This is a genomic window from Pseudomonas sp. IT-P218 (genome assembly GCF_949767605.1).
Taxonomy (GTDB): domain Bacteria; phylum Pseudomonadota; class Gammaproteobacteria; order Pseudomonadales; family Pseudomonadaceae; genus Aquipseudomonas; species Aquipseudomonas putida_AE.
In genome coordinates this window covers 1-661 of sequence record NZ_CATKQQ010000060.1, presented here as the reverse complement: position 1 = coordinate 661, position 661 = coordinate 1, and the positions used below count along the sequence as shown (strand labels likewise).

Annotated in this window: 1 protein-coding gene; it reads left to right on the top strand. The window is 67.3% G+C overall.

The features are described from left to right. Window positions 1-661, top strand: a 661-nt coding sequence (locus ACM6I6_RS24475) for an ImcF-related family protein (protein WP_414920829.1), incomplete at both ends; no start/stop codon positions are given.

Sequence of the window (661 nt, the reverse complement as noted above, 5' to 3'; positions counted from 1 at the left end):
ACCGAGCGGCGCCGGGGTTTCGCCGGGGCTGTGGCACGGCCTGTCGCCGACGCTCTGGCAGTTCTATGGCGAGCAACTGGCTTCCCACCCGGACTGGCGCATTGCGGCCGACCCCAAGCTGGTGGCCCAGGTTCGTCAGCTGCTGCTCGGCCAGTTGGGTCAGCGCAATGCCGAAGCCAGCCTGTATAAAACCGTCCTCGATGAGGCCGCCAACCATTACCCGGCGTTGAACCTGCAACAGATGGTCGGCGACACCGAAGCACGGGCGCTGTTCGTCAGCCAGGCCAGCGTGCCAGGTGTATTCACCCGTCAGGCCTGGGAGGGCCAGGTGCGCCCGGCCATCGACGCCATCGCCGAGGCGCGGCGCGAGGAGATCGACTGGGTGCTCAGCGACCAGCCCGGTGACATCGCCGCCGAGCTGACCCCGGACATGCTGCGCGAACGCCTGACCCGGCGCTACTTTCAGGACTACGCCAGCGCCTGGCTGAAGTTCCTCAACCGCGTGCGCTGGCAGCCGGCCAACAGCCTGGGCGAGGTGATCGACCAGTTGACCCTGATGAGCGACGTGCGCCAGTCGCCGCTGATCGCCCTGATGAACACTCTGGCTTATCAGGGGCAGGCCGGCACACGCACCCAGGCGTTGGCCGACTCGCTGATCAGT